Annotated in this window: 18 protein-coding genes and 1 pseudogene; 7 read left to right on the plus strand and 12 right to left on the minus strand. The window is 61.8% G+C overall.

Annotation, left to right across the window (positions count from 1 at the left end; genetic code table 11):
• Position 1: 1 nt before the first annotated feature.
• The gene (locus QMO82_RS20000) at positions 2-931 is read left to right on the plus strand and encodes a rhodanese-related sulfurtransferase (RefSeq protein ID WP_183609454.1); all 930 of its coding nucleotides are present in this window, start codon (positions 2-4) and stop codon (positions 929-931) included.
• A gap of 45 nt (positions 932-976) precedes the next feature.
• On the opposite strand, the gene QMO82_RS20005 is transcribed toward QMO82_RS20000, so the two are convergent.
• Complete coding sequence (locus QMO82_RS20005; RefSeq protein WP_183609453.1) at positions 977-3,193, minus strand: EAL domain-containing protein; 2,217 nt, start codon at positions 3,191-3,193, stop codon at positions 977-979.
• Positions 3,194-3,288: 95 nt separating this feature from the next.
• On the minus strand, positions 3,289-4,662 hold the full coding sequence (locus tag QMO82_RS20010; RefSeq protein WP_183609452.1) for a GH1 family beta-glucosidase: 1,374 nt from the start codon (positions 4,660-4,662) through the stop codon (positions 3,289-3,291).
• Between the two features lie 264 nt (positions 4,663-4,926).
• On the opposite strand from QMO82_RS20010, the gene QMO82_RS20015 reads away from it, so the two are divergent.
• A complete protein-coding gene (locus QMO82_RS20015) occupies positions 4,927-5,331 on the plus strand; it encodes a DoxX family protein (protein WP_183609451.1) in 405 nt (134 codons plus the stop codon).
• A gap of 75 nt (positions 5,332-5,406) precedes the next feature.
• Here the strand turns inward: QMO82_RS20015 and QMO82_RS20020 are convergent, their stop codons facing one another.
• From QMO82_RS20020 to QMO82_RS20040, 5 genes are all read right to left on the minus strand, one after another.
• Positions 5,407-6,594, minus strand: coding sequence for a Gfo/Idh/MocA family protein (locus QMO82_RS20020; RefSeq protein WP_183609450.1), 1,188 nt, complete (start codon positions 6,592-6,594; stop codon positions 5,407-5,409).
• Between the two features lie 197 nt (positions 6,595-6,791).
• Positions 6,792-7,844: a sugar phosphate isomerase/epimerase gene (locus QMO82_RS20025; RefSeq protein WP_183609449.1), complete on the minus strand. Its 1,053-nt coding sequence runs from the start codon at positions 7,842-7,844 to the stop codon at positions 6,792-6,794.
• 250 nt (positions 7,845-8,094) lie between these two features.
• Complete coding sequence (locus tag QMO82_RS20030) at positions 8,095-9,042, minus strand: substrate-binding domain-containing protein (RefSeq protein ID WP_183609448.1); 948 nt, start codon at positions 9,040-9,042, stop codon at positions 8,095-8,097.
• An 82-nt stretch (positions 9,043-9,124) separates the two neighbouring features.
• Positions 9,125-10,129, minus strand: a complete 1,005-nt coding sequence (locus QMO82_RS20035; RefSeq protein ID WP_183609447.1) for an ABC transporter permease — start codon at positions 10,127-10,129, stop codon at positions 9,125-9,127.
• Between the two features lie 78 nt (positions 10,130-10,207).
• Entirely contained in the window at positions 10,208-11,734 is a 1,527-nt protein-coding gene (locus tag QMO82_RS20040; protein ID WP_183609446.1) for a sugar ABC transporter ATP-binding protein, read from the minus strand.
• A gap of 169 nt (positions 11,735-11,903) precedes the next feature.
• On the opposite strand from QMO82_RS20040, the gene QMO82_RS20045 reads away from it, so the two are divergent.
• Positions 11,904-12,935 (plus strand): LacI family DNA-binding transcriptional regulator, encoded by a 1,032-nt coding sequence (locus QMO82_RS20045; RefSeq protein WP_183609445.1) that lies wholly within the window; start codon positions 11,904-11,906, stop codon positions 12,933-12,935.
• Positions 12,936-13,015: 80 nt separating this feature from the next.
• Here the strand turns inward: QMO82_RS20045 and xylA are convergent, their stop codons facing one another.
• The 5 genes from xylA to QMO82_RS20070 all read right to left on the minus strand — a co-directional run bounded on the left by xylA (position 13,016) and on the right by QMO82_RS20070 (position 20,057).
• Positions 13,016-14,326 carry a xylose isomerase gene (gene xylA, locus QMO82_RS20050; RefSeq protein ID WP_183609444.1) on the minus strand — a complete coding sequence of 437 codons (1,311 nt, stop codon included), beginning with the start codon at positions 14,324-14,326 and terminating at the stop codon, positions 13,016-13,018.
• 177 nt (positions 14,327-14,503) lie between these two features.
• A complete protein-coding gene (gene xylB / locus QMO82_RS20055; protein ID WP_183609443.1) occupies positions 14,504-15,958 on the minus strand; it encodes a xylulokinase in 1,455 nt (484 codons plus the stop codon).
• A 19-nt stretch (positions 15,959-15,977) separates the two neighbouring features.
• On the minus strand, positions 15,978-17,003 hold the full coding sequence (locus tag QMO82_RS20060; protein WP_183609442.1) for a LacI family DNA-binding transcriptional regulator: 1,026 nt from the start codon (positions 17,001-17,003) through the stop codon (positions 15,978-15,980).
• Positions 17,004-17,210: 207 nt separating this feature from the next.
• Positions 17,211-18,809, minus strand: a complete 1,599-nt coding sequence (locus QMO82_RS20065) for a DHA2 family efflux MFS transporter permease subunit (protein ID WP_183609441.1) — start codon at positions 18,807-18,809, stop codon at positions 17,211-17,213.
• 33 nt (positions 18,810-18,842) lie between these two features.
• Positions 18,843-20,057: an HlyD family secretion protein gene (locus QMO82_RS20070; protein WP_183609440.1), complete on the minus strand. Its 1,215-nt coding sequence runs from the start codon at positions 20,055-20,057 to the stop codon at positions 18,843-18,845.
• A 151-nt stretch (positions 20,058-20,208) separates the two neighbouring features.
• Here QMO82_RS20070 and QMO82_RS20075 point away from each other — a divergent pair, with 151 nt between their 5' ends.
• The 4 genes and pseudogenes from QMO82_RS20075 to gltX all read left to right on the plus strand — a co-directional run bounded on the left by QMO82_RS20075 (position 20,209) and on the right by gltX (position 24,400).
• Complete coding sequence (locus QMO82_RS20075; RefSeq protein ID WP_183609439.1) at positions 20,209-20,889, plus strand: TetR/AcrR family transcriptional regulator; 681 nt, start codon at positions 20,209-20,211, stop codon at positions 20,887-20,889.
• A gap of 105 nt (positions 20,890-20,994) precedes the next feature.
• Positions 20,995-21,833 (plus strand): annotated as a pseudogene (locus QMO82_RS20080) (GyrI-like domain-containing protein).
• A gap of 106 nt (positions 21,834-21,939) precedes the next feature.
• A complete protein-coding gene (locus tag QMO82_RS20085; RefSeq protein WP_183609438.1) occupies positions 21,940-22,689 on the plus strand; it encodes a TerC family protein in 750 nt (249 codons plus the stop codon).
• A 244-nt stretch (positions 22,690-22,933) separates the two neighbouring features.
• The gene (gene gltX, locus QMO82_RS20090; RefSeq protein WP_183609437.1) at positions 22,934-24,400 is read left to right on the plus strand and encodes a glutamate--tRNA ligase; all 1,467 of its coding nucleotides are present in this window, start codon (positions 22,934-22,936) and stop codon (positions 24,398-24,400) included.
• Positions 24,401-24,465 lie beyond the last annotated feature (65 nt).

Raw genomic sequence — 24,465 nt, forward strand, 5'->3', positions numbered from 1 at the left:
CATGACCGACAGCCTCACACCCACCAGCCCGTTCCTCGTGGCGGCACTCTATCATTTCGTTTCCGTGCCGCGCTTTGCCAGCCTGCAGGATCCGCTGCAGACGCTTTGCGAAGAGAATGGCGTCAAGGGAACGCTGCTTCTGGCGCATGAGGGCATCAACGGCACGATCGCCGGCCCGGATGCCGGCATTGGCGCCGTGCTCTCCTTCCTGCGCACCCAGCCGGAATTTTCGGGTCTGGAGCATAAGGAAAGCCGCGCATCGAAAATGCCCTTCCTGCGCATGAAGGTGAAGCTGAAAAAGGAAATCGTCACCATGGGCGTCGAGGATATCGACCCCAACAAGGTGGTCGGCACCTATGTGGCGGCGAAGGACTGGAACGCGCTGATCTCCGATCCCGATACGATCGTCATTGATACCCGCAACGACTACGAAACGGCGATCGGCACCTTCCGCGGCGCGATGGACCCGAAGACGAAGACCTTCCGCGAATTTCCGGATTGGGTGCGGAACAATCCCGGCCTGCACAACAAGCCGAAGGTCGCCATGTACTGCACCGGCGGCATACGCTGCGAAAAGGCCACCGCCTTCATGAAGGCTGAGGGCTTCGACGAGGTCTATCATCTGAAGGGCGGTATCCTGAAATATCTGGAGGACGTGCCGCAGGAGGAAAGTCTCTGGGACGGCGCCTGCTTCGTCTTCGACGAGCGCGTGTCGGTCGAGCACGGGCTGAAGGAAGGTGAACACCGCCTCTGCCACGCGTGCCGCAACCCGATCACTGCCGAGGAGATCACCTCGCCGCTCTACGAGGAAGGTGTTTCCTGCAGCCATTGTTATCCGAAGCGCACAGAAGAAGACCGGCTGCGCTACCGCCAGCGGCAGCACCAGATCGCCCTCGCCAAAAAGCGCGGCCAGCGGCATATCGGCAGCTGAGCCGGGGTGCGGATCAAGCCTGCTGTCTGAAGATCAGGCCGCCGGTCAGGCTGCGCCAATGCGGCGCCAAGCCTCCGGCGGCGGCGCTGCACGCCGCTCGTTCAGCATCTCAGTGATAAGGTCTGATGTAACCGGCTTTCCGAACAAATAGCCCTGCAGGCAATCGCAGCCGAAGAGGCGCATGGCGATGGCCTGTTCCTCGGTCTCGATGCCTTCGGCCGTCACCGGAATATCGAGCGAGCGGGCAAGCGCCACCGTCGCCTGCAGCATCTCGCGCTGGCGCTTGTCCTCGTTGACACCCATGACCAGCGAGCGGTCGATCTTGATTCGGTCGAAGCCGAACTGCCTGAGATAACCGATCGAGGAGAAGCCGGAGCCGAAATCGTCGAGCGCCACCTTGACCCCGAGCGCCTTCAGCCGTTCGATCGACTGGCGGGTGCGTTGCGGGTTCTGGATCATATAACCTTCGGTGATCTCAAGCGTAATGCGCCCGGTCTCGATCTCCGTCTGCTTCAGCACGTAGCGCACATAGTCGGCGAAGGCGGGATTGCGGAACTGGCCGGGCGAGACGTTGACCGAGACGTTGAGGTCCGGCCATTGCTTGGCCGTCTCGCAGGCCTTGCGCAACACGAACAGGCCAAGCGATTCGATGAGGCCGCTGGTCTCGGCGATCGGGATGAACAGCTCGGGCGAAACAGGGCCATGGCCCGGACGATTCCAGCGCACCAGTGCCTCGACGCCGGTGATCGCATGTGTGCTTGCATCGATCAGCGGCTGATAGGCGAGCGTAAGGTCGCCGCTTTCGATGGCGATCCTGAGATCGAGCTCCAGCGCATTGCGCTGCTCTCGATCCGCATCCATCGACGGATCGTAAAGCATCATGCGCGCGCGGCCGGCCTCCTTCGCCTTATACATGGCAAGGTCGGAGCGCCGCACCAGTTCTTCCCGCCCGATCGTACCGAGAGACGACATGGCGATGCCGATGCTGGCCCCGACGACGACGACCCGGCGGCCGATCTCCAGCGGCTCGACAAGAAAATCGAGGATCTGCTCGGCAAGCTGCAGTGCGGCGGCATTCTCGCTGTCGGAGAGAAAGGCGATTGCAAATTCATCGCCACCGATACGAGCGAGGACCGCTCCTTTCGGAATGAGCACGTCGAGCCCGGCCGCGACGGCACGGATCAACTGGTCGCCGGTGCCGTGGCCATAACTGTCGTTGACTTCCTTGAAACCATCGAGATCGAGATAGAGGAGCAGCACGTTGCGCTTGGTCTGGTGCGCCTCGACGACAAAACGGTCGACGGCGAGCCCAAGACCATCGCGATTGGAAAGGCCGCTCAGCCGGTCGCGCAGCGCCTCTTCGCGGGCGTTGTTTTCCTCGCTTTTCAGCCTGCGGCCGGCAAGCCAACCGATGAGCAGCAGCACCACGAAGAACAGGCCGACGAGGCCGAGCGCCTGAATGACCATCGGCCGCACCTGTGCATAGCCGGCATCACCAGGCGAACGCGAGGTCCAGACGAGCTTCTTGAGGGTCGCCCCCGCCGGATCGGCGATCGGCACGAAATAATCGGCCTCGAAGTTCGCCGGCGCCAACCTCAGCCCGCCGATGACATAGGTCTGGCCAAGCGCCGCCACCCTGTCGTTATCGAGATGGCGGGCGAAAACCAGATAGCGGTGCTGGCCGGCGGGCACTTCAAGGGCACCGGATTTTTTCCGCACCAATGCCACGCCGACAGCCGCAATACCCCTTCTGGTGGTGACGAAGCCAACCGCCTGCGGAGTACCGGTCGGGCCGATGGCCTTCACCGTCTCGAACAGGGTCCAAAGCGTAGGCGCGAAGAAATCCGTGAGCGGCTCCTCCATCGGCTTGCCGTCGCGATAGGCCATGATCGCCTTCTTCTCGTCATCGATGACCATCGCCATGTCGAACAGCGAGCTGTTGGCAGACACTTCGCCATAATTGCTCACGGTCCAGGCCATACCATCAGGCGCGTAGACATTGACGGCGGCATCGTCCCAGGCGGCGTAATCGTCGAGCGTCGCGCCGAGCTGATCCTCGAAGGTCTTTACCGCGCCGATCGTCGTTTCGCGCGAGCGCTCGTCATCGAGGAGATTGGCATTTTCGGCCACCCGTTCGAGCGCCGTCAGCACCATGAAGGTGACGACGGCGACAATGACGGCAAAGGAGAAAAGCACGCCCGTGACGGTGATGTGACGGCCTATTTTCGATCCCTTGCTCTGCGATTTTCCGGCTGTCTGCATCACGGCTCCCTGACCGTCGGACTTTGCCAGCCAAGGGTTCAAAAACGTTTAAGCAAGCACTGCAGATCTTTGTGCCCGCTGCGTGAGGGCAATGGCTAACCCGCCTTGTGATTGCCCTTTGGGAATTGCGCTGCGAGGTTGCTGTACCACTTGCCGCTGTTCTTCACCGTACGCAGCTGCGTCTGATAATCGACATGGACGAGGCCGAAGCGCATGCGATAGCCTTCCGCCCATTCGAAATTGTCCATCAGGCTCCAGGCGAAATAGCCGCGCAGGGGATAACCGTCCTTGATGAGGTCGGCCACGACATCGAGATGGTCCCCGAGATAATCGAGACGCATCGTATCATTGACCGCGCCGTCGACGACGCCGGTGTTGTCGCAGGCGCCGTTCTCGGTGATGTAGCATTCCGGCAGGTCGTAGCGGCGGTAAAGGTCCTCAACCGAAAGCTTCAGGCCCGGCGCATAGATTTCCCAGCCGATATCGGTCTTGACGTCGCTTGCCGGCGGCGCTTCCACCGTCCAGGGGAAATCGCCCCTGCGTCCGGCATCATCGGTGATGCGCTCGGGCTTGTAGTAGTTCAGGCCCCACCAATCGAGTTTCTGGCTGATGAGCTTCAGGTCGCCATCCTCGATGACGGGCATGCGGTCGCCGAGCGCTTCGACGAATTCTCTGGGATATTCGCCCTTGAAGACGGGATCGAAGAAGGCGCCGTTGTGGAACTGATGCGCCCGCTCGCCGGCGGCAAGATCGGCCGGGCTGTCGGAGCCCGGGATGATCGAGGCGGCGTTGAGCACCAGCCCGACGGGCACATCAGGGGCTTCCGAGCGGATCGCCTCGACGCCGAGGCCATGGGCAAGGTTTATGTAATGCATGGCATGCAGGGCGGCCTGCATGTTGCGTTCGCCCGGGGCATGGATGCCATAGAGATGGCTGAGCCAGACGATGCACCAGGGTTCGTTGAAAGTCGCGACCCGGTCGAGGCGGTCGCCAAGGCGGTTCATCACCGTCTTGGCGTAGCGCTGAAACGCATAGGCGGTCGAGCGCGCGGTCCAGCCGCCGTCGCCGGCAAGCAACAAGGGCAGATCCCAGTGGTAGAGCGTCGCGAAGGTCTTGATCCCGCGCGCCTTGCAGCCGTCGATAAGCCGATCGTAGAAATCGAGCCCGGCCTCGTTCACCGGACCCGTGCCGTCGGGGATAATGCGCGGCCAGGCAATGGAGAAGCGATAGGCTTCGACACCCATCTCCTTGATGAGATCGAGGTCCTGCTCCAACCGGTTGTAGTGGTCGCAGGCAACGTCGCCGTTATCGCGATTATAGACGCGGCCGGGCATGTTGCAGAAAGCATCCCAGATGGATGGCTTGCGGCCATCGGCCTTGCTGGCGCCCTCGATCTGGAAGGCGGCGGTGGCAACGCCGAAGGTGAAATCGCCGGGAAGGCGGGCTGCAAGCGTCTTTGCATCGATCATTGGTAAACCCCGTCTTTCGGCTTGTCGACTGACCGTCTGGGTTCGGATTTAGCCAAGCCGGAAAGCAAAGTACAGGCCCGGAAGAAGAAAAACTGCAACGTTACAGTATGGCGACGGAACGGTGGTACCTGCACCGTTCAATCGTCCGAGCCAGCGGACTTTCCGCCTCCGACTGCTCTTATAACGCGAATGTCAGCAGTCGTGATTTGCCGCCGAGCCGACGATCACCGACACAGCCATCATCGCAAACATGAAAGGAATCCGATGCTGTCTTCGATCCATCTGCTGCAGCCGCATCTGCTGAGCCTGCTGCGCATCGTCTCGTCACTCGTGCTGTTCAGCTACGGAACGCAGAAGATCCTGCATTTTCCGGTTGCGGCAAGCGTACCGCCCGTCGGCTCGCTGTCCTGGGTTGCCGGCCTGATCGAACTCACCCTCGGCTTCCTGGTCCTGGTCGGATTCCAGACCCGGATCGCCGCCTTCGTGCTCTCGGGCCTCATGGCCTTTGCCTATTTCATCGGGCATGCGTCGAAAGGTATCTACCCCGCGCAGAATGGCGGCGTCGCGGCGATCCTGTTCTGCTTCGTGTTTCTTTATCTGGTGGCGGCGGGCGCCGGACCATTGAGCGTCGACAACCTGCTCAAGCGCGGCCGCACGGCCGCGGTCTGATCGACCATAAACAAGAACGCCGAGGCGATTCGAGCCCGCCTCGGCGTTTTCATTGGGCAACCGGGATCGATAGACTCAGACCTTGACCCATGCGCCGTTCTTCTTCGAAGACGCGACGCAGGCTTCGACGAAGGCCACGCCCTTCACGCCGTCGTCCACGGTCGGGTAGACCACGGCCTTGTCGACGGCCTTGCCCTTCTTGCGGGCATTGATCGCATGGGCAGCTTCGGTATAGATCGTCGCAAAGGCCTCGAGATAACCCTCGGGATGCCCTGACGGCACGCGCGAGACGCGGCCGGCGGCCGCGCCTGAACCGGCGCCGCCCCGGGTGATCAGCCGCTTCGGTTCGCCGAAAGACGTGTACCAGAGATAGTTCGGGTCCTTCTGGGTCCATTCCAGCCCGCCCTTGCTGCCGTAGACGCGGACCATCAGGCCGTTTTCATGGCCGGGCGCCACCTGGCTGCACCAGAGCATGCCCTTAGCCGGCTTCTCCGAACCCTTCGCCTTGAAACGCAGCATGACATGGGCATTATCGTCAAGCCGGCGGCCGGGAACGAAGCTGTCGAGATCGGCGGCCAGGCTGTCGAGTTCCAGGCCTGATATGAACGAGGCGAGATTATAGGCATGCGTGCCGATATCGCCTGTGGAGCCGCCGACGCCGGACTGCGCCGGATCGGTGCGCCAGGCGGCCTGTTTCTGGCCGGTCTGCTCCACGGCTTCGGTCAGCCAGTCCTGCGGATATTCGGCCTGGACGACTCTTATATCGCCGAGTTCGCCGTTCGCGATCATCTCGCGCGCCTGGCGGACCATCGGATAGCCGGTGTAATTATGCGTCAGCACGAACAGCGCGCCGCTCTCGTCGGCGATTTTCTTCAGCTTCTTCGCATCGGCAAGGTTTGACGTCAGCGGCTTGTCGCAGATGACGTGGATGCCGCGCTTCAGGAATTCCTTGGCCGCATCGTAGTGCACATGGTTCGGCGTGACGATCGCCACCGCCTCGATGCCGTTCTTCAGCTTTGCCTCGCGGATCGCCATCTCGCGATAGCTGGAATAGGTCCGCGACGGATCGAGACCGAGATCGCGGCCGGACTGCACGGCCTTTTCGGGCGTCGATGACAGCGCGCCGGCGATAAGATCGTACTGATCGTCGATGCGGGCCGCGATACGGTGCACCGCGCCGATAAACGCGCCCGCGCCGCCGCCCACCATGCCAAGCCGGATGCGCGGCTCGCGAGTCTGTTCGGATGATGCTTCGATTGCCATTCTGTCCTCCTGGAATTCAACTTGGTGCGGATGCGTGCCCCTCATCCGGCTGCCGCCACCTTCTCCCCGCAAACGGGGCGAAGGGACTGTGTCGCACCCTCTCCGTTCCACTTCACTCTCGCAAGGCACGTCCCCTCTCCCCGTCAGAACGGGGAGAGGGAGAGGGTGAGGGGCAGCCTCGCGTTAAGACCTATATCTTAAAGCCCCAGCATCCGCCGGTTCGCAGCCTGATCGGTGCCGCTGCCGGCGAAATCGTCGAAGGCCTTTTCCGTGACGCGGATGATATGAGCGGCCACGAATTCGGCCCCTTCGCGGGCACCATCCTCCGGATGTTTCAGCGCGCATTCCCATTCGACCACGGCCCAGCCGTCGAAATTATTGGCGGTCATCTTGGAAAAAACCGCGCCGAAATCGACCTGGCCGTCGCCCAGCGAGCGGAAGCGGCCGGCGCGTTCCACCCAGCCCTGATAGCCGCCGTAGACGCCCTGGCGCCCGGTCGGATTGAACTCCGCATCCTTGACGTGGAACATCTTGATGCGGTCCTTGTAGATATCGATATTGTCGAGATAATCGAGGCACTGCAGGACGTAGTGCGAGGGATCGTAGAGCATGTTGGCGCGCGGATGGTTCTTCACGCGCTCCAGGAACATCTCGAAGGTGATGCCGTCATGCAGGTCCTCGCCCGGATGGATCTCGTAGCAGACGTCGATACCGTTCTCGTCCGCATGGTTGAGGATCGGCGTCCAGCGGCGGGCGAGTTCGTCGAAGGCCGTCTCGACCAGACCGGCAGGACGCTGCGGCCAAGGATAGATGAAGGGCCAGGCAAGGGCGCCGGAGAAGGTCGCATGCGCCTTGAGCCCGAGGTTTTTGGATGCCGTCAGCGCCAGTTTGACCTGCTCGACCGCCCATTCCTGGCGCGCCTTCGGATTGCCCCGCACCTCGGGTGCGGCAAAGCCGTCGAAAGCTTCGTCATAGGCCGGGTGCACGGCGACGAGCTGGCCTTGCAGATGGGTCGAAAGTTCGGTGATCTCGATGCCGTTTTCGCGCGCCTTGCCGGCGAATTCGGCGCAATAATCCTTGGATGTGGCAGCCTTTTTCAGATCGATCAGCTGGCTGGCCCAGGTCGGCACCTGGACGCCCTTGTAACCGATGTCGGCCGCCCATTTGGTGATTGCGTCCCAGGAATTGAAAGGAGCGGTATCGCCCGCGAACTGGCCAAGGAAAAGGCCGGGGCCCTTGATCGTCTTCATGTCAGATTCCTCCCTGAATATCGACCGTAAACGTTTCTGAAGTGTTGTAGCACGCAATTTGGCGGGCGCAAGGCGCCTCCTTGCCCTGGGCTCGTGATTGGCGCGAAGCCGGATGCGATATGGCGGCGAGCTAATCATGATGGGCTGTGGCGGGCAAGAGGTACGTGCAGCATTTTCGGCGGGGCACGGTATGGACGCATAAAAAATGCGCCCATCCCTAACGAATGGGCGCATCTCTCCAATCGATGGATCAGAACGGAGAATCCGGGAAATAGAAGTCCTTGGCATTCTCCTTGGTGACGAGCGTTGCGTCGAGGATGTAGCTGCCGTGGACCGGCACCTGATCATAGAGCGCCGCCGCCGTCAGCTCCATTGCCGTACCGACCATTGCCGGCGGATAGAGAACGTCGACCGGGATCAGCTTGTCGCCGTCCATGACCTTCTTGACCATGTCCTTGGAGCCGGCACCGGCGACGACATACTTGATGTCGGTGCGCTTGGCCTGCTCGATCGCCTGCAGAACGCCGACGGCCATGTCGTCGTCCTGGCACCAGACGACATCGATCTTCTGATACTTCGTCAGGTAGTCCTGCATGACCTTGAAGGCATCGTCGCGGTTCCAGTTGCCGTACTGACGGTCGAGAACCTTGACCTTGGAGCCGGCAATACCTTTGTCGAAACCGTCCTGGCGCTGCTGGTCGATCGGGATCGGCAGTCCGCGGATGATAACGACCTCAGCTTCCGGGGTCTTTTCGGCAATGTACTTGCCCGCGACTTCGCCGAGCGCCGGGTTGTTGCCGGCGACATAGAGGTCGCGCACGGAATTGTCATTGTTGCTCGGCGCACGGTCGACGAGGGCGACGAACTTGCCCTTGCCTTTGACTTCCTTGATGGCGTTGACGAGCGGATCCGGATCCGACGGCAGAATGACCAGGGCGTCGATACCCTGCGTCTCGAGATCCTGCACGGCGTTTGCCTGGCTTGCGGCATCCGGCGAGGTCTTGACGATAACGTTGAGACCGGGATGTTCGGCCATCAGCAGTTTGGCGACGCGTTCGGCATGGAAGACAACGCCCGAGGTCCAGCCGTGGTCGGCGGCCGGGATGGAGACGCCGATCGTGAATTTCTTGTCCTGGGCGTGAGCGGCGCCGGCGAATGTCACCGCCGCAACCGCGAGACCCAACATCAATTTCCGCATGCTATTTCCTCCCAATGATTTCAGGGACTTTTCCATACCGGACCGGACGCCCTGTAAACCCGGTCAAATGCAAGCGGTCAGATCATGATTTGCGCACCAGCGAGCGCTGCACGAACATGGCGATGATGATGATCGCACCCTGGATGGCGCCGATCAGATACTCGCTGATGAAATTCGAAAGCAGCATGATGTTGCCGACCAGTTCGAGAATGAAGGCGCCGCAGATCGTGCCCCAGACCCTGCCCGCGCCACCCTTGAGCGCCGTACCGCCGACGACGACAGCCGTAATCGCCTGCAACTCCCACAGGATGCCCGTCGTCGCCGACGTCGAGCCGAGTCTGGGAACATAGAGCAGCACGGCAATGGCGACGCACAGTCCCTGGATGACGAAGGCGATCGTCCTGACACGGTTGACCGCGATACCGGAATAGCGGGCGACATCGCTGTTTGATCCCACCGCGACGACGTGGCGCCCATAACGGGTGCGATAGAGGATGAAGGCCGCAACCGCGGTCACTGCCAGGATCACCACGATCGGCACCGGTATGCCGGCAATATTGCCGAAATAGGCAGGACGATAGAGCGTCTGGATATCGGCGGAGCGAAGGGTGATCGCGCCGCCCTGCGACAGCCATGTCGTCAGACCGCGATATATGCCCATCGTGCCGAGCGTCGCGATGAAAGGCTCGATCTTGCCCACCGTGGTGATCAGGCCGTTCGCCAGACCGCAAAGCGAACCGGCGACCATCGTGAAGACGACCGCAACCGTCAGCATCAGGGCCGGGTTTTCGATGGCGCCCGAATTCATCAGCAGGATCATTAGGCTGGCGACAAAGGCCACCATCGAGCCCACCGACAGGTCGAGATCACCTGCCGAGATCACGAAGGTCGCGCCGACCGCAATGATAGCGATGAAGGCGCTGCGCGTCGCGACATTGGCAAGGTTGGTGATGCCGATGAAATTGGGATTGACCAGAGCTCCGACGATCAGGAGCAAGGCCAGGGCGACGAAGGGTGCCACCGCTCGCAGGTCGACATCCCGCCAGGACCGGCGCCGGATTTCCCTGGTCTCCTCGTTGACACTCATTTCCAAAACCAACCTCCCGTCCCGTATTTTATGGGCATCTTATCTCTCGTCCTGATCGGCGAAGCCCTGCTGTCGCCCTCAGGCGGCCGCCTTCTTCTTGAGCCCGGCGGCGTAACGCATGATCTCCTGCTCGGAAATCTCGTCTCCCTCGAGCATGCCGACGATACGTCCTTCACGCATCACCGCCACTCTCGTGCAGAGGCCGATGACCTCCGGCATCTCCGAGGACACGACGATGATCGACCGGCCGTCCCGGGCGAGCGCCGAGATGAAATGATAGATCTGCTGCTTGGTGCCGACATCGATGCCGCGCGTCGGCTCGTCGATGATGATGATCTGAGGCTCGGTCTCCATGACCTTGGCCAACAGCAGCTTCTGCTGGTTTCCCCCCGACATGCGGCCGGCTACGATATTGCCGTCGCGAACCCTGATGTCGAAGCGGCGCTTGGCCTTTGCCATCGCGGCCGCCTCGCTGCCCGGGCTGAGATAGCCGTGGCGAGCGTGCCTTTCGAGCGATTGCAATGTCAGATTGGCCACCATGCCGGAGCGCAGCAGCAGCCCCTTCGACTTGCGGTCCTTGGTCATATAGGCGAGCCCGCAGCGATTGGCGGCATGCACGTCGCCGGAGGGAACCGTCTCACCCTTGATGACAACCTCGCCGTCAAGACGGCTTCGCAAGCCGGCGATCGCTTCCATCAGCTCGGTGCGGCCGGAGCCGATCATGCCAGAGAAGCCGATGATCTCGCCCTTGCGCACCTCGAAGCTCGCATCCTTCACATAGCCCGTCGACACCGAGGCAACGCGGAGAACGACCTCCTCGTCCACGTCAGGTTCGACCTTGGCGGGATAAAGGCTGGAAAGTTCGCGGCCGACCATCAGCTGCGCGATCGATTCCCCGTCGAGAATGGAGGTCGGGGACGTCTTGATCCACTGGCCGTCGCGCAGCACCGTGACCCGATCGGTCAATTCCATGACCTCGTCGAGCTTGTGCGACACGAAAACGAAGCTCGTGCCCTGATCGCGCAGCTTGCGGACCTGCTTGAACAGCATATTGGTCTCTTCCCGCGACAAGACGGCGGTCGGCTCATCCATGAACACGACCCGCGCATCGCGGCTGATGGCCTTGGCGATTTCGACCATCTGTTTGTCGGCGATGGAAAGCGTGCTGATCAGCGCATTCTCGTCGACATGCGAACCGAGCACATCGAGAACCTTGCGGGTTTCCGACCGCATATATTTGCGGTCGAGCACACCGAAGCGCGTCACTTCTCGCCCGAGGAACAGGCTCTCCGTGACGGTCAGATGGTCGGCCAGGTTGAATTCCTGGTGAATGATGACGATGCCAAGCGCCTCGGCAGCGCCGTTGGGCGGCAGCACCACGGGCTTGCCGTCGAGCAGGATCTCGCCGGAACTTGCCTGCTCGAAACCGGACAATACCTTGACGAGAGTGGATTTGCCGGCGCCGTTTTCACCCATCAGCGCATGGATTTCGCCGGCCCGGAGATCGAAGTTCACGCTGAAGAGGACCTGCACCCCACTGAAGGATTTGCATATGCGCCTGGCGGACAGCACCACGGGTGCGGTGTCGGCGGCTTCCACGGTCATCTGTTCCTCCCCCAAGCGGCTCTCCATCCGCTCTGGATCTTATGTAAACCTTTACATACATCGTGTAAAGGTTTACATCATTGATTTGCACAGATCCGTTGAAGCCTGCCTTTGACCTCTCGACAAGTCTGTGTAGTGTCGCGGCGAAGACAGCCCAAGGCAGAGCTCAGTGTCGAATTCCACGCCCGCAACAATCGAAGACGTCGCCCGGATCGCCGAGGTCTCCATTGCGACGGTGTCCCGGGCGATCCACATGCCCGAGAAGGTCGCCAACTCCACCCGCCTCAAAGTCAACCAGGCGATCGCCATCACCGGTTATACGACCAATGCCATGGCCCGCAGCCTGAGGCTCGGCCGCTCCAACATGATCCTGGTCGTGGCGCCCGATATCGGCGACCCCAATTTCTCCAATATTCTCGTCGGGCTGGAGAACGAGGCGCGCGCGCACGGCTACGGCATCCTCATCGGCCACACCCAGAACGACGCCCAGCGCGGGCTGGAATATCTGAAATTCTTGAATTCCAACCAGGCTGCCGGGCTGATCCTGTTCACCGGCATCCTGCCCTTTGGGCATCAGACGATGACGGCGCGGCTGCCGCCGAGCGTCGGCGTTTTCGAGCCCGTCTTCAATGGCGGCATTCCCTATGTCGGCGTCGACGACACCGAGGGCGCTCGCAAAGCGGTGGACCTGCTGCTGGCCGAAGGGCATCGCAAGATCGCCTTCATCGGCGATTCGCGCACCCGGCTTGCCTATACCAGACGCCGCATGGGTTATGATGCCGGCCTCGACGCCGCCGGTATCCCGCCCGACTTGCGGATCGTTCTCGAAGGCGACGGCACGATCGAAAGCGGGCGGCATGCGGTCGAACAGCTTTTCATGCGCGACACGCTTCCCACCGCCTTCATGTGCGTCAACGACCAGACCGCGATCGGCGTCATGATCGGGCTCGGCGCGCGTGGCTACGACATTCCGCGGGATTTCTCGGTGACCGGTTTCGACGACGTGCCGCAGGCCGTCTTCATATCGCCGCCGCTGACCACGATCCGCCAGCCGAGAACGGCAATCGGCAAGCAGGCGATGGCGCTGCTGCTGGAACTCCTGTCCGATGGCCGCCCGACCGAAACGGAAATCCTGCTGAGGGCGGATCTGGTGGTTCGAAACTCCGTCTCCGCGCCGTCGCGCAACTGGTCGAAGCGTTGAACGGATTAGGCTGAAAGCTTCCCGCCGCACCCGGTCGGAAAGGGTTTGCGCCGGCGGCGGGTGACCGCCGGCGCATTTTATCAGACGTAACGGTTGACGATATTCTCGAGCAGTTCCTGCTTGCCCGATCTCGGCTGTGGGTTGACATCCTTGCTCTCGACCCAATGGGCGATCTCGCCCAGCGAATATTCGCCGCGGAAGAGCTTTTGGCTTTCAGCCGAATCCCATCCGGCGTAGCGGTCCGCGAGCGGCTGCGAGAGCGCCTTGTCCTCGATCATCTTGGCCGCAGCCTTGAGGCCGCGGGCGCAGCAATCCATACCCCCGATATGGCCGATCAGCAGATCGGCCGGATCGAGCGACTGGCGGCGCAGCTTCGAGTCGAAGTTGGTGCCGCCGGTCTTGAAGCCGCCGCCTGCCAGGACGTGATAGTAGGCAAGCGCCATTTCGGGAACATTGTTCGGGAACTGGTCGGTGTCCCAGCCGGACTGGTAGTCGTTGCGGTTCATGTCGATCGAGCCGAAGATGCCGAGCGCGTTGGCGAGCGCCAGCTCATGCTCGAAGGAGTGACCGGCAAGGATGGCGTGGCCCTGCTCGATATTGAGCTTCACCTCGTTTTCAAGGCCATGCTTCTTGAGGAAGCCGTAGACGGTGGCAACGTCGTAATCATACTGGTGCTTGGTTGGCTCCTGCGGCTTCGGCTCGATCAGGATGGTGCCCTTGTAGCCGATCTTATGCTTGTATTCGACGACGAGGTTGAGGAAGCGTCCGAGCTGGTCGAGCTCGCGGCCGATATCGGTGTTGAGCAGCGTCTCGTAGCCTTCGCGGCCGCCCCAGAGCACGTAGTTCTCACCGCCGAGCTTCTGCGTGGCGTCGATGCAGGTCTTGACCGTCGCAGCAGCGAAAGCAAAGACATCCGGATCCGGATTGGTGGCTGCACCCGACATATAGCGGCGGTGCGAAAACAGGTTCGCCGTGCCCCAGAGCAGTTTGGTGCCGGTGGCGGCCTGCTTTTCGGCGAAATAATCGACGATCTCGTTGAGGTTCCTGGTGTTCTCGGCAAAGTTCTTGCCCTCGGGACGCACGTCGGCGTCATGGAAGCAATAATAGGGCGCGCCGAGCAGCGAGAAGAATTCGAAGGCGACGTCGGCCTTCAGCTTGGCGGCCTTCATCGTGTCCTCGAACCAGGGACGCAGGAAGGTCTGGCCGCCGAAGGGGTCGCCGCCCGGCCAGGTGAAGGTGTGCCAGTAGGCCACCGCAAAGCGCAGATGGTCTTCCATGCGTTTGCCCAGGACGATCTCGTCCGGCTGGTAATAGCGGAAGGCCAGCGGATTGGTGCTGTCGGGGCCTTCGTATTTTACTTTCTGGATATCGCCGAAAAATCCGGTGCTCATGTCAGGTCTCCTTGGGTTCGTATCTTTTCGAAGTTCTGAATTGTTGGTCTACGCCAGAGGCCCCTCATCCGACCCTTCGGGCCACCTTCTCCCCGGGTCCGAAGGACGGGTCGAGACGCGTGGCTCGACCCCGGTCGGTGCCCGGCAGGCGGATGAGCGGGCCGCTGGCTCCGGTTTCTAATGCGCCAGCGACTTGATCGCCGGATAGAGCGCCCGATAGCGCTTGTAGGCATCCTCGTAAGCGCCGGTCAGCGCCAACACCGGTTCGATCGTGCCTGACGTTACCGGCGGCGTGCAGACGGCGATCGGGTCTGCCCCTGTTGCGGCGATCAGGCCGAGGCGGGCGGCGCCGAAGGCCGCGCCGAAATCGCCGTCGGCGGGCAGGTCGACGGGAACGCCGAGGGCGGTCGCGATCGACGCCAGCCAGTAACGCGAGCGCGAACCGCCGCCGATTGCCGTGACCCGGGATATGTTGGTGCCGGCCGAACGCAGCGCTTCGAGATTGTCACGGATGGCGAAGGCGACACCTTCGAGCACCGCCTGGGTGAGCACGACACGGCTGCTTTCATGTTCGAGGCCGATGAAGACGCCGCGGATGACGGCGTCATTGTGCGGCGTGCGTTCGCCGGAGAGATAGGGTAGGAAGGTGACGCCTGTGGGCGCCTTCAGCGTCTCGCCGAGCTCACCGGTAAGATCGGCGGCCGATTTGCCGGTGACGCCGGAATGCCAGTTGAGCGCATCGGTGGCCGACAGGATGACGCCCATCTGATGCCAGGTGTTCGGCAGCGCATGGCAGAAGGCATGCACGGCGCTTTCCGGCTTCGGCAGGTAAGAGCCGTTGGCGGCAAACAGCACGCCCGAAGTGCCGAGCGAAACGAAGGCGGCTCCGTCGCTGACCGTGCCCATGCCGCAGGCCGAGGCCGCATTGTCGCCCGCGCCGCCGGCAACGACGACATCGCCTGATATGCCCCATTGCGCCGCGAGTTCAGACCGCAGCTTGCCGGCCTGCTCGGTGCCTTCGACGAGCGCCGGCATCTGCTCTTGGGAAAGACCGGTGGCGGCAAGCAGCTCGGACGACCACGCGCGCTTGCCGGTGTCGAGCCAGGAGGTGCCGGCCGAATCCGACATTTCGGAGATATATTCCCCGGTCAGCCAAAGACGCAGATAGTCCTTCGGCAACAGCACCTTGGCGATCTTAGCAAAGACAGCGGGCTCGTGCTTTGCGACCCAGGCGAGCTTCGGCGCCGTGAAACCGGGGAAGACGATGTTGCCGGTGAGCGCGCGGAAGCGCGGATCGGCATCGAGTGCCGCGGCCTCGATGTAGCTGCGCGTGTCGTTCCAGAGGATGCACGGGCGCAGGACCTTGTCGCTGGCATCGATGAGCGTCGCGCCGTGCATCTGGCCGGAAAGGCCGATACCCCTGACCGCGGCCAGCTCTTTCGGATGCTTCGCCTTGAGGCCGGCGACAGCCTCCTCGGTGGCACGCGCCCAGTGGGCCGGCTCCTGCTCCGACCAGCCGGAATGCGGACGCGAAACGTCGAGCGAACCATTGGCCGAGCCGACGATCTTTTGATCGCCGTCGATCAGCATCGCCTTGACGCCGGAGGTTCCGAGATCGAGACCGAGATACATGGGGTATTCTCCTTTGCCGTTACGGCAGATTGTCTTTCAGGAATATGTCGAGGCGGATGCGCTCCTGCGCTTCAATGACGGCAAGCCCGTCTGCCTTGGCTTTCAGCACCCGGATCGCGCTGCGCACCTCATGGCCGGCGTCCTGGTTGAGGATCGCATCGATCGTGTTGTCGAGGAGTGCTGCGCGGGTGTGGGCGGTCAACTCGTGGGCAATCACGGTCAGCGTCCGATCGACGGCTTTCTCCTTCAACGCCCGGATCAGCCCGCGATTGCCGGCGCCGAGGCTGTAGACGCCGACGATGCCGGCATTCCTGGCGAGCGCATCGGCAACGAGCCCATGGGCGACCTCCGGGTCGTCGCGGCCTTCGAGAACCGACAGGATCGCCAGATCCGGAAATTCCTCTGCTATAACGGCGGTGAAGCCCTCCAGCCGCTCGCGATGGTCGCGCACCAGCATGGAGCCGGCAAGCACCGCAATCTCGCCTTTTCGCGGCCCGAGAAATCGCCCGAGCAACCGGGCGGCGGTGCGGCCGGCAGCGATATTGTCGACGCCGGCATAGTGATGGCGCAGCGAGCCGGTGAGATCGGAAACCAGGGTGACGATGGGAAAACGCTCGCGCACCAGCCTGTCGACGGCGGCGCGTACTTCGGCCGCATCGGTCGCAACCAGCGCAATGCCGCAGGGCTTTTCCCGGGAAAGCCCTTCAAGCACGGAGACGAGGGCGGCGGGATCGAAGGCCGGCACCTCGATGGTGCGGATATCGGTACGCTCGGCCGACGAACGGACGATCGCCTGCCGGATCTCGGCATTGAGCCCGTGCATGAAGGAATTGTCGCTGGCCGGAAGGATGAAGACCAGCGGATAGGTGCGCCCCTTGGCGAGATTGGCGGCGGCGACATCTCTGATATAACCGAGCTCACGGATCGCGTTCTCGACCTTCGCCCGCGTGACGTGACGCACACCGGGACGCTGGTTGAGAACCCGGTCGACAGTCGCGAGACTGACACCGGCGGCGGCAGCGATATCGTGAACAGTTGGCCTCATCATTCCTCCTGACGAGACCATTAACGCCAAATTTGATGTACGTAAATCAAAAAATCGAACAGGCCGGTTTCCTTGTCGATTTTCCGCATGGATGGCCCGGTTCGAACCGATCCGCCAGCGATCATTTTCCCGATGGCACGGAAGCTGGAAACCCGCAACAAAAAGGCCCTCCGGAGAGGGCCTTTTCAAACGGCGGCAGGCCGGAGGTCAGTGGCCGCCGCCGCCTCCCCCGCCTTGCGGCGCGGGTTTCTTGATCATGGCGACACCGAAGATCATCGCGACAAAAAGCACGGTCAGGATCAGGAATATATCGCTGAAAGAGAGGATGACCGCCTGCTTGGTGGCAAGGCCGACCATCTGCTTGACCGCGACCGAGGCGCCATCCATGCCATAGGTGTTGAAATTGGCGGCCATGTTGTTCATCTGGTCGACCGCCGCCGGATTGCCCCAATCCATATTCTCCCGCAGCCGCTCGTAGTGCACGTCCTGCCGGTTGGTGAGCACAGTGTTGATGACGGCAAGGCCGACGGCGCCGCCGAGGTTTCTGGTCAAGTTGAACAGGCCGGACGCACCGCGAATGCGCGATGGCGGCATCGTGCCGAGCGCGATGTTGTTGATCGGCACCATGCACATCATCAGCCCGAAGCCACGCAGAATCTGCGGGATGAAGAGTTCGTAGAAATCCCAGTCCGCCGTCAGGTGGATCATGATGTATGTGCCGGCGGCGAAGCTGATGAAGCCGATCACCATCATCAGCCGCAGGTCCATCTTGGTCGACAGCCGGCCGGCGATCGGCGCGGTGAAGAACATCGCTAGTCCGGAGACGAACATCGTCTGGCCGATCATCAGCGAATCATAGCCGCGGATACGGCCGAGATAGACCGGATAGATATAGGTGAGACCATAGAGGCCGATGCCCATGACGAAAGAGAAGATCGAGCCGAAGGAGAAATTCCGGTTCGCAAAGGCCTTGAGATCGACGACAGGAAAATCCACCGTGAAGGCGCGATAGAAGAATACGATGGCTGCAACGCCGGAAGCGACGGCAGCAATCGCGATGGAACTGTCGTTGAACCAGTCGTTCGAATTGCCCTCTTCGAGCACATATTCCATCGCACCGAGGAAGATGCCCATCGAGAACAGCCCCCACCAGTCGAACTTCTTGAAGAGCGACAGTTCCGGCTTGTCGAAATCGATGAAGTTCCAGGTGACGATCGTGACGATGATGCCGGGGACGATATTGACGAGGAACAGCCAGTGCCACGAAAATGCATGGCTGAGATAGCCGCCGACGGTCGGGCCGATGGTCGGCGCCAGCGTCGCGATCAGGCCGATGATCGGCGAGACGATGCTGCGCTTCGACGGCGGGAAAATGGTGAAGGCGGCCGCAAACACCGACGGGATCATGCCGCCGCCGATGAAGCCCTGGATGGCCCGGTAGACGATCATCTGGTCGATATTCGTCGCCGTCGCTGCAAGCGCGCTGGCCATGGTGAAGCCGGCGGCCGAGATCGCAAAGAGATAACGCGTCGAGATAATGCGCGCCAACGTGCCCGATAGCGGGATCATGATCACTTCGGCGATCAGATAGGCCGTCTGCACCCAGCCGACCTCGTCGCTGCCGGCCGAAAGGCCGGCCTGGATTTCGGCAAGCGAGGCCGAGACGATCTGAATGTCGAGGATCGACATGAACATGCCGAGCACCATCGCGAAGAAGGCGATGAGCTTCTTCGGATCCATGCGCTCGTCGACGTGGGCAGGCGCTGCGGGAATCGTCCCGGCTGTTGCTGTCGCGCTTCCGGCCATCAGACCACCTCCGCCTTCCGCCTTTCGAAAGGCTTACTTGCCCGGCGCCGTGCGGGTATCGACGTCGACGACGACGCTGAGGCCCGCGCGCAGACGCCCGCTGTCGAGCGCATCCTGCGGCAGCGCGATGCGTACCGGCACCCGCTGGATCACCTTGGTGAAGTTGCCCGTGGCATTTTCCGGCGGCAGCAGCGAGAAGACCGAGCCGGAAGCCGGCGAGATCGACTCGACGGTGCCGACAACAGGATGGTCGCTATAAGCGTCGACATGGACATTGACCTTCGAGCCGGGAACCAGATGCTGGATCTGCGTTTCCTTGAAGTTGGCGTCGATATAGAGCTGACGCACCGGAACGAGCGCCATCAGGCGCTGGCCGGGCGAAACGAGATCGCCTTCCTGGACCGAGCGGTTACCGACAATGCCGTCATAAGGCGCTTTGAGCACGGTGAAGGAGAGGTCGCGGGCGGCTTTGTCGCGCGAGATCTCAAGCGAGCGGACCGAGCCTTCGGCCTCTCGGCGTTGGGACTGAAGAATGGTGACGTTGGCATGCGCAACCGCGATGTTGGCGTCGCCGCCGGCCAGATTGGCCTTCGCCTGGTCAAGGGCGATATTGGCGTTGTCGAGATCGGCAGCCGTGCCGACCGACTTCGCCTGAAGCTCGCTTTGGCGCTTCTGGGTGATCTCGGCGCCGCGAACGGCCGCTTCGAGTGCCACCTTCTGCGCCCGCGCCTGCACGAGGCTGGCATTGGCGCCTTCGATCTGTGCGTCGATGCGCTGCAGCGAAAGCTGTTCGGTGGCGATCTGGGCCTGGGCCAGGTCGAGGGCGTTCTGATAGTCGCCGTTATCAAGCGTGGCGAGCACGTCGCCCGCTTTGACTTCCTGGTTGGCGACCACATTCACCTTCGCGACGTAGCCCGTGACCTTCGGCGAAATCGTTGCGATATCGCCCTCGATATAGGCGTCGTCGGTCGACACCATGAAGCGGCCGTTCGTCCACCATTCGTAACCATACCAGCCGCCGCCGGCGAGAAGAGCAAGCACGACGATCGGCAGCACCGGGCTGCGGCGCTTCTTCGCAGCCGCGGGCGTGGCAACCGAAGCCGGCGCCGACTGCGCGGGGGCAGACGGCTTTTCCAGGACTTCCGCCGTCGGCGCCTCAGCAACGGTCACGACCTCGGCCTTTGCCTCTTCGGGTCGGGCGTTTTCGCTGACGATCCGCGCGACGTTACTTTTCTGGTTGCTCGACATGGCCACTTTACCGATTTGGAGTAAATAATCGAACTGAACGGTTCGGTTCAGTTGACTTAAACCTGTTTTCCCGTCATATCAAGGTGTATAGAACCAATCGGTTCGATTTCTTTTAATGAAAATACGAAATCGTGAACACGGTTAAGGAGACATGACGCTGAAACCCGACCACGCCGCCGTCTTGAGCCCCCCCGTTGGGGGAGGCCGATTTGCCGCGGGCGAAGATCCGGCCAAACGCCAGCAGATTCTCGCCGGCGCCAAGCGCGTCTTCATGAAAATGGGTTTCGACGCCGCCAGCATGAACGACGTGACGCGCGAGGCAGGAGTCTCCAAGGGAACGCTCTACGTCTATTTCACCAACAAGGAAGAGCTGTTTTCGGCGATGATCGAGACCGAGCGCGCCGCCTTCGTGGCGGCCGTGCGCACAGCGCTTGCCGAACATGACGATCCCGAAGCCGGCCTGTACGAATTCGGGATAAGCTTCGTCACCTATATGACCGATGAAAAGGTCATCAACGCGATGCGCACCGTTCTCGGCGTGCGCGACCGCATGCCGGTGCTCTCTAAGCGCTTTTTCAAGGGCCCGGAAAACCTGCGCACCATCATGCGCGACTTCCTGGAACGGCACGTCGCCGAAGGCAGGCTCGAGATCGACGACATCGACCTGGCCGCCGGCCAGTTTCTCGATCTCGCCAGCGGCAGTTTTTTCAAGCTCCGCCTGTTCGGAAGCATGGAAGAGCCGCCGCCCCGCGAGGAAATCGACCGTGTCATCCGCGGTGCGATCCGGGTCTTCATGGCCGCCTACGGCGCGCGCCGGCACGAGACCACCTGACCGCACCCTTGACCGCCGCTTCCCGTTGGCCAAAATCCCGCAATAGCGATCAAATCCGGCTGCCGGCTTTTCTTTAAGGAAGAAGCTGCAATCAGGAGAATGAGGATGAGCGCCGTCGCACGGGCGATCTGGTTCATAGAAAGCCATTTCGAAAACGATCTATCGCTGGAAGAGATATCGGAAGCAGCCGGATTGTCGCGCTACCATCTGTCACGTGTCTTCGGGCTCGTCACCGGCCACTCGATCAGCGGTTATATAAGAGGGCGGCGTCTCAGCCGCGCCGTACCCGCGCTCGTCGACGGCTCATCCACCGTTCTCGAGGTTGCGCTTTGCGCGGGCTACGGCTCGCACGAGGCTTTCACCCGTGCCTTCCGCGACCAGTTCGGCATGACGCCGGATGCGGTGCGCAGACAGGGCCACGCCCGTAACCTTATCTTGCTGGAGCCGATCAGAATGGACCCCGCCCACCTCAACGACCTCGAACCGCCCCGCTTCGAAACCCTGCAGCCGATGCTCGTTGCCGGCCTGCAGGAAATCTACCCCTATGGCGGCAATGCCGCCATCCCCTCTCTCTGGCAGAAGTTCAATGTCCATTTCGGCCATGTCTCCGGCCAGAAGGGCAACGTCGCCTATGGCGTCTGCACCCATATCGACGGCGAAGCGGAGAAATTCCGCTATATGGCCGCAGTCGAAGTCTCCGATGCCGGCGATCTGCCGGCGGATTTCGCGACGCTCAAGCTTCCCGGCCAGCGCTACGTCGTCTTTCCCATCGCGGCCATGTCTCGGGTATTCCGGCGACGATGAACCGGATTTTCGGCACCTGGTGGCCGACCTCGGGCCTGGAGCACGGCGAGGTGCCTGATATGTTCGAACGCTACGACGAGCGCTTCGACCCCTATACCGGCATGGGCACCACTGAAATCTGGTTGCCGATTAAGGAATAAAAGTCACATCGATTTCGTATACCCCCTTGCGGCGCTTGCGTGGCGGACCGCCGACACTACATTGCGCGCGTCCTCCAATCATGTGACGCAAGAGGGATATAAGCTGATGCAGGAAATCATGACGCTCATTCAGGATCCGGCCGCCTGGGTGGCGCTCATCACGTTGGTGGTGATGGAAGTCGTTCTCGGGATCGACAACCTGATCTTCATTTCCATTCTCACCAACAAACTGCCGCCTGAGCACCGGGAGAGGGCCCGCAAGATCGGCATCGGTCTCGCCCTCGTCATGCGCCTGGCGCTGCTCGGCACCATCGCCTGGATCGTGCAGCTGACCGAACCGCTGTTTACGGCCTTCGGCCATGGCTTCTCCTGGAAGGATCTGATCCTGATTGCCGGCGGCTTGTTCCTCGTCTGGAAAGCCACCAAGGAAATTCACCACACCGTCGATCCCTTGGACCACCAGGAGGATTTCATCGCAACGTCGGCAACGACAGGCTTTGCATCGGCGATCGGCCAGATCCTGCTGCTCGACCTCGTCTTCTCGGTCGACAGCATCATCACCGCCGTCGGCATGACGCCGCATCTGCCGATCATGGTGATTGCCGTTATCGCCGCCGTCACCGTCATGCTGGTCGCCGCGAACCCGCTTGCCAACTTCATCGAGAGGAACCCGACGATTGTCATGCTGGCCCTCGCCTTCCTGCTGATGATCGGCACGACACTGATCGCCGACGGCATGGGCTTCCATGTGCCGAAGGGCTACGTCTACGCCGCCATGGCCTTCTCGGCACTGGTCGAGGTGCTGAACATGTTCGCCCGCAATGCCCGCAAGCGGAAGCGCGAAGGCACGCATTGAGGCTGAAGTGGGAGGCGCGGCGAAACCGGCGCGCCTCACCTCGCTGCCATCGGGCCTTTGCAGGTGTGGTTTTTCTTGACGCGCCCGGTTGAATATGGCCTAAGGCCAGCCGAACGGACGATCGGCGAATGGTGCGGGCGAATGCCCTTTTTCGGCCGGTTTGCCGATGAAGATATCTGCATCCTTCCGGCCGAACATCGCTTTCCCGCGAATACCGTCCGGCATTCATTGACGGGCACACACAATGACAGTTTCCGGGACAGCTACCGGCGTCCGCGTCCGCATCGCTCCCTCGCCGACCGGCGAGCCGCATGTCGGCACCGCTTACATCGCTCTCTTCAACTATCTCTTCGCCAAGAAGCACGGCGGCGAGTTCATCCTGCGCATCGAGGATACCGATGCGACGCGCTCGACCCCGGAATTCGAGACGAAGGTGCTGGACGCCCTGAAATGGTGCGGGCTGGAATGGAAGGAAGGCCCCGATATCGGCGGCCCCTACGGCCCTTATCGCCAGTCCGACCGCAAGCAGATGTACCAGCCCTACGCACAGGAACTGCTGGGCAAGGGACATGCCTTCCGCTGTTTCTGCACGCCTGAGCGCCTCGAACAGATGCGCGAGGGCCAGCGCGCCGCCGGCAAGCCGCCGAAATATGACGGTCTCTGCCTCAGCCTGACGGCCGAGGAAGTCACCTCGCGCATGGCCGCTGGCGAAACGACCGTTATCCGCATGAAGATCCCGGCCGAAGGCTCGTGCGACTTCACGGACGGCGTCTATGGCGATGTCTCCATCCCGTGGGATTCCGTCGACATGCAGGTGCTGATCAAGGCCGACGGCATGCCGACCTATCACATGGCCAACGTCATCGACGACCATCTGATGAAGATCACCCATGTGGCGCGCGGCGAAGAGTGGCTGGCTTCGGTGCCGAAGCACATCCTGCTCTATCGCTATTTCGGCTGGGACCAGCCGGTCTTCATGCATCTGTCGCTGATGCGCAATGCCGACAAGTCGAAGCTGTCGAAGCGCAAAAACCCGACCTCGATCTCCTATTACTCCGCGCTCGGTTATATTCCCGAAGCGCTGATGAACTTCCTCGGCCTGTTCTTCATCCAGATCGCCGAAGGCGAAGAGCTGTTGACGATGGATGAACTCTCCGAGAAGTTCGACCCGGAGAACCTCTCCAAAGCAGGCGCGATCTTCGACATCCAGAAGCTCGACTGGCTGAACGGCCGCTGGATCCGCGAGAAGCTCTCCGAAGAGGAATTCCAGGCGCGCGTGCTTGCCTGGGCGATGGAAAACGACCGCCTGAAGGAAGGTCTGCGGCTGTCGCAGACGCGGATCTCCAAACTCGGCGAACTGCCCGATCTCGCCGGCTTCCTGCTGAAATCAGATCTCGGCCTGCAGCCTTCCGATTTCGCCAAGATCAAGTCGCCGCCGGAAGAGATCCTCGAGATCCTCAACACCGTTCAGCCGGATCTCGAAAAGATCCTGGAATGGAATGTCGAGACGATCGAAGCGGAGTTGCGCGCCATCGCCGACCGCATGGGCAAGAAGCTGAAGGTCGTGGTCTCGCCGCTCTTCGTGGCCGTGTCCGGCTCGTCGCGCTCGCTGCCGCTCTTCGATTCCATGGCGATCCTCGGTCGCTCCGTGGTGCGCCAGCGCTTGAAACTCGCCGCACAGGCAGTCGCCGCCCTCGTCGGCTCGAAATGACAGTGTAAACCCCTCCCCTTGTAGGGAGGGTTAGCACCGAGCCAGCCGCCGCGCTTCGAACCGCG

Origin of the sequence: Rhizobium sp. BT04 (assembly GCF_030053135.1) — a bacterium.
Taxonomy (GTDB): domain Bacteria; phylum Pseudomonadota; class Alphaproteobacteria; order Rhizobiales; family Rhizobiaceae; genus Rhizobium; species Rhizobium binxianense.

Excerpts from the sequence above, each read along its gene's own strand:
- QMO82_RS20000 (WP_183609454.1), top strand. The coding sequence starts at position 2 with ATGACCGACAGCCTCACACCCACCAGCCCGTTCCTCGTGGCGGCACTC.
- QMO82_RS20005 (WP_183609453.1), bottom strand. The coding sequence starts at position 3,193 with ATGCAGACAGCCGGAAAATCGCAGAGCAAGGGATCGAAAATAGGCCGT.
- QMO82_RS20010 (WP_183609452.1), bottom strand. The coding sequence starts at position 4,662 with ATGATCGATGCAAAGACGCTTGCAGCCCGCCTTCCCGGCGATTTCACC.
- QMO82_RS20015 (WP_183609451.1), top strand. The coding sequence starts at position 4,927 with ATGCTGTCTTCGATCCATCTGCTGCAGCCGCATCTGCTGAGCCTGCTG.
- QMO82_RS20020 (WP_183609450.1), bottom strand. The coding sequence starts at position 6,594 with ATGGCAATCGAAGCATCATCCGAACAGACTCGCGAGCCGCGCATCCGG.
- QMO82_RS20025 (WP_183609449.1), bottom strand. The coding sequence starts at position 7,844 with ATGAAGACGATCAAGGGCCCCGGCCTTTTCCTTGGCCAGTTCGCGGGC.
- QMO82_RS20030 (WP_183609448.1), bottom strand. The coding sequence starts at position 9,042 with ATGCGGAAATTGATGTTGGGTCTCGCGGTTGCGGCGGTGACATTCGCC.
- QMO82_RS20035 (WP_183609447.1), bottom strand. The coding sequence starts at position 10,129 with ATGAGTGTCAACGAGGAGACCAGGGAAATCCGGCGCCGGTCCTGGCGG.
- QMO82_RS20040 (WP_183609446.1), bottom strand. The coding sequence starts at position 11,734 with ATGACCGTGGAAGCCGCCGACACCGCACCCGTGGTGCTGTCCGCCAGG.
- xylA (WP_183609444.1), bottom strand. The coding sequence starts at position 14,326 with ATGAGCACCGGATTTTTCGGCGATATCCAGAAAGTAAAATACGAAGGC.
- xylB (WP_183609443.1), bottom strand. The coding sequence starts at position 15,958 with ATGTATCTCGGTCTCGATCTCGGAACCTCCGGCGTCAAGGCGATGCTG.
- QMO82_RS20060 (WP_183609442.1), bottom strand. The coding sequence starts at position 17,003 with ATGAGGCCAACTGTTCACGATATCGCTGCCGCCGCCGGTGTCAGTCTC.
- QMO82_RS20065 (WP_183609441.1), bottom strand. The coding sequence starts at position 18,809 with ATGGCCGGAAGCGCGACAGCAACAGCCGGGACGATTCCCGCAGCGCCT.
- QMO82_RS20070 (WP_183609440.1), bottom strand. The coding sequence starts at position 20,057 with ATGTCGAGCAACCAGAAAAGTAACGTCGCGCGGATCGTCAGCGAAAAC.
- QMO82_RS20075 (WP_183609439.1), top strand. The coding sequence starts at position 20,209 with ATGACGCTGAAACCCGACCACGCCGCCGTCTTGAGCCCCCCCGTTGGG.
- QMO82_RS20085 (WP_183609438.1), top strand. The coding sequence starts at position 21,940 with ATGCAGGAAATCATGACGCTCATTCAGGATCCGGCCGCCTGGGTGGCG.
- gltX (WP_183609437.1), top strand. The coding sequence starts at position 22,934 with ATGACAGTTTCCGGGACAGCTACCGGCGTCCGCGTCCGCATCGCTCCC.